This is a genomic window from Chloroflexus sp. (genome assembly GCF_034435895.1).
GTDB lineage: Bacteria > Chloroflexota > Chloroflexia > Chloroflexales > Chloroflexaceae > Chloroflexus.
This window is the reverse complement of record NZ_DAOTWH010000257.1, coordinates 1-3,910: the sequence shown is the minus strand read 5'-3', so window position 1 is coordinate 3,910 and position 3,910 is coordinate 1. Positions and strand designations below refer to the sequence as shown.

Genomic DNA, 3,910 nt, shown 5'->3' with positions numbered 1-3,910 from the left:
GCGAGGGCGCGGAGCGCCCGAAGCAATCTCTCGCTTTGGCGAGAGCGAACGTTGAGGGATGCTCTTGTGCTCGTGGATTGCTTCGCCGCCTGACGGCGGCTCGCAATGACAGGTAGGGAGCGGGGATATGGCCCCCACTCCAGCCCTCCCCGGCTGGGGGAGGGAGTCACCGGGAAGGAAGCGGGTTGCGCCCGTGCGCGTGGGGGATTGCTTCGCCGCCTGACGGCGGCTCACAATGATAGGCGGTAAGCCAGCGGCGCGTGGACTCAGGAGTACAGATTGGACGCTATGACCACCGATATCGATCACCAACTCGCGGCGGCGATTGATCCGTGGCTGCAACACATGACGTGGCGGCGCGACTTTGCGGCGTGGCGCGAGCGCCGGTTGCGCCAAGAGCGTTATCAAGATGAGCGTTTAGCGCAGGCGCGCGCGGCGATTGGCGAGTTACGCGGCGCGCGGGTGCTTGACCTTGGCGCGGGGATGGGCGGGTTTGCGGTGGCGGCGGCGCTGACCGGCGCGCGGGTGACGGCGTGCGAGTACAATCCGGCCTACTGCCAGATCATTCGCTTACGCGCGGCGCGCTACAATCTGCACTTCCCAATTGTCAACGCTGCTGGCGAATCATTGCCGTTGCCGGGCGCCGCGTTCGATCTGGTTGTCGCGTGGGATGTGCTCGAACACGTGCAAGACCCGGTAGCGGTGTTGCGTGAGATCGCGCGCGTGTTGCGGCCCGGCGGCCATGCCCTGATGACAGCGATCAACCGGCGAGCGTGGATCGATCCGCACTACCACATGCGCGGGATCAACTGGTTGCCGCGACCGGTGGCCGAGGCGCTGATCGAGCTGCGCGGGCGCACCAAACGCGGCGCAGCCTTCCGCGATATGCAGCGGCTCAGCGAGATGCACTATTTTCACTACCGCGAGCTGGTGCGGTTGTGCGAGCGGCTCGGTTTTGCCGTGACCGATCTGCGTGAGCAGGCGTTGCTGGCCGGCCAACTGCCGAGCCGGCGGTCATTGCGGCGGGTGGCGCGGGCGTTGTTGCGGCGGGTTGGGTTGGAACGAGCGGCGTACCGCTGGCAACGGAGCTTTTACACCGGCATGTTCGAGCTTGACCTGCGCAAGGAGGGCGCATGACGGCGCGGCGTCCTTCGCTGGCGACGCAGGTGTCGCGGGCGGTGTGGTGGAATACCCTCTTTGCGCCGTTGCGCTTGCTGGCGGAAGTGCTGGCAACGCTGGTGAAGCTGAACCAGCTTTCGCAGGCGGCATTCGGCTTGCTGGCGTTGGTGCGCGGGGCGAGCAATCTGTTCGGCACGGCGCTCGATCTCGGCATTGCCCGCGCCTTGCCCAAATACATTCCCGAAACCGAACGAGCGGGTGGCGCGCGGGCAGCGCGGCGGCTCTTTTTGCTGGTTGTGACGCTGCAACTCGCAATCTTGCTGATGATTGCGCTCGGCTTGGCGCTGAGCCATCGCCAGATCGAGGGCTATCTGCAAGGCTTGCTCGGCGGCGAAGTGGCGGTCGAGGCAGCGGCGCGCGCCGAACTCAGCCAATTCGTGGCCGAATTTCACTGGCTGATCATCGCCGCGATCGTGATCTTGCTCGGCTTGGGCGCTCTCTATGATCTGCTGATGGCGGTGCTGAGCAGCTTCTTCCACCAAAAGGCGTGGAACAGCGTTGCGCTGGCTGCTGGCCTGTTGCCGCAAGTGTTGGTGGTCATCGCGATTTTAGCCTTGCCCGACCGGTGGGATATTCTTGGTGTGCTGGTGACGATGGTGCTGGCGCCGGCGATTGCGGTAGCGCTAGCCGGTTGGCAGGTGTGGCGCTTGCAGGCGGGGTTGGAGATGGAGCCGGGGCCGGGATTGCTGGCCGATCTGCGTGACGGCTGGCGTGATCTGCGGCACGCACTGCCGCCCGGCTTCGTGCGCTACGCCGCCGTCTCGTACCTGATGACGGCGACCGATTTTATTGCGAGCTTTGAGTTTATCAATTTCTTTAATAGTGACATTCGTGATGTGTCGTTGCTCGCTGCTGGTGCGCTGCTGGTGCGTATGGCGCTCAGTTACCTCTACACGCCGATGGTAGGCGTGCAAGTGCCGTTGTTTACGCGGGTGCGGCAGGGTGAAGGCGGCACCACTAACGGTGCGTACCAATCGTTGGTGCGCTTGCAGTTGCTGCTGATGGTTCCCGGCGGGGTAGGGTTGGTATTGTTGGCCGGGCCGGGATTGCTAGTGATTAGCCCTCAGTATCTCGACGCAGCACCGATTGTATGGGTGCTCACGCCGTGTTTGTTTAGCGAGAGTATGCTCACCACGGCCCACAATGTGTTGATGGTTCACGAGCGGCTCGGCACGGTGATTGCGGCCCGGCTAGTGGCATTGCTCACTGTAGTGGCACTGGCACTCTGGTTGCCGGCCCAATTTGGCTTGATCGGCATGGCATTGACGTTTGGTTTGGCGCGGGTGGCAGCCGGCTTGTGGGTAACGCTAGCCGGGATGCGGCTGCTCGGTTTACGCTGGCCGTGGCGCTTTACCCTGCGGGTGAGCGCGGCGGCAGCGGCGATGGGGCTGGTAGTGACAGGTCTGCGCGGTCTGATGAGTGTACCGGCCAGCGCGATCGATCTGGTTGCGCGCCTTGGACTAGCCCTGCAATTACTCGCGCTGGCTGCGGTTGGCGCGGTGATCTTCTTACTCGCGCTGCGCTTGCTCGGCGGGCTTGACCCAGCTGACCGGGCGCAGGTGCTGAAGTGGCGGTTGCCGTTCCAGCGGGTGATCCAACGGTTGATTTGAGGGGTGCGCGTCGGCGCCAAGGCTGGTGTATGGCCCGCCGGCGCCGGCACGGGTTACGGGTGCGAGACCTGCTCTATAGGCCGGATGATATGGTCTGACGCTAGCATTCTTTTGTGGTGATGAAACTGACGCGCACTACTTGATAAACGATGCGGATCGCGCTCTACAATCTGACCACGACCACCAAAATTGGCGGCGTCGAGAGTTTTGTCTGGGATCTGGCGCGTGAGCTGGTAAAACGCGGGCACAAGGTAGATATTCTCGGCGGGGTTGGACCCCGGCGCGAGGCCACCGGCGCGCGCGTCTACACCTTTCCCTTTATCTCGCGCCAGTTTTGGCAGGCACTGCCGCCGTTGCGGCGGGCCTACGCCGAGGCCAAGCTACTCGAACGGTTGACGATGGCGGTGGCGGCGTTGCCCACGTTGGCGGGCAGCAAGTACCAAATCATCCATCTGCAAAAACCTTACGATCTGCTGCCGGCGCTTGTGGCGCGCCGGCTGAGCGGCGCCAAGGTGATTCTTGGCTGCCATGGCGAAGACTTCTACCGCGGCGACCGCTGGCTGGCCCGGCAAATTGACGCTGCGGTTTCGTGCTCGCGTTTTAATGCACAGACTATTGCCGGGCGCTACGGGTTTACGCCGGAAGTGGTCTTCAACGGGATCGATACTGATCTCTTTCACCCGCAGCCACCCGACCCCACGTTGCGCGCGCGGTTGGGGGTGGCGGCGACTGCGCCGCTGCTGCTGTTCGTGGGCCGGCTGCAACCGTGGAAAGGAGTCGAGACGGCGATCCGGGCATTGCCGCAGATTCCGCAGGCGGTGCTGCTAATTGCCGGCGACGGTGAAGATCGGGCGCGGCTGGCCGCTATTGCCAACGAACTCGGCTTGAACGAACGGGTACGGTTTCTGGGCAGTGTTCCGCGTCTGCAACTGCCGGCGCTTTACGCATCGGTTGATTTGCTGGTCGCTACCAGCCATGCCAGCGAAACCTTCGGGATCGGGCCGGTTGAAGCTCAGGCGTGCGGGTTGCCGGTGGTGGCCACCCGGTTTGGCGGCTTCCCGGAGGTGGTGGCCGCGGGCCAGACCGGTTTGCTGGTACCGCCGCGCGATCCGGCGGCGCTG

3 protein-coding genes are annotated in these 3,910 nt (G+C 64.0%); all 3 read left to right on the top strand.

What is annotated here, in order from left to right; genetic code table 11:
- The first annotated feature begins 288 nt into the window (after nucleotides 1-288).
- Nucleotides 289-1,137: a class I SAM-dependent methyltransferase gene (locus tag U9R81_RS14905; RefSeq protein ID WP_322496221.1), complete on the top strand. Its 849-nt coding sequence runs from the start codon at nucleotides 289-291 to the stop codon at nucleotides 1,135-1,137.
- The gene (locus tag U9R81_RS14900) at nucleotides 1,134-2,789 is read left to right on the top strand and encodes a polysaccharide biosynthesis C-terminal domain-containing protein (RefSeq protein WP_322496220.1); all 1,656 of its coding nucleotides are present in this window, start codon (nucleotides 1,134-1,136) and stop codon (nucleotides 2,787-2,789) included. Before U9R81_RS14905 ends, U9R81_RS14900 begins: the two co-directional genes overlap by 4 nt.
- 149 nt (nucleotides 2,790-2,938) lie before the next feature.
- Nucleotides 2,939-3,910 (top strand): glycosyltransferase family 4 protein (locus U9R81_RS14895; protein WP_322496219.1); only part of this gene is annotated, 972 nt, incomplete at its 3' end.

Excerpts from the sequence above, each read along its gene's own strand:
- U9R81_RS14900 (WP_322496220.1), top strand. The coding sequence starts at position 1,134 with ATGACGGCGCGGCGTCCTTCGCTGGCGACGCAGGTGTCGCGGGCGGTG.
- U9R81_RS14905 (WP_322496221.1), top strand. The coding sequence starts at position 289 with ATGACCACCGATATCGATCACCAACTCGCGGCGGCGATTGATCCGTGG.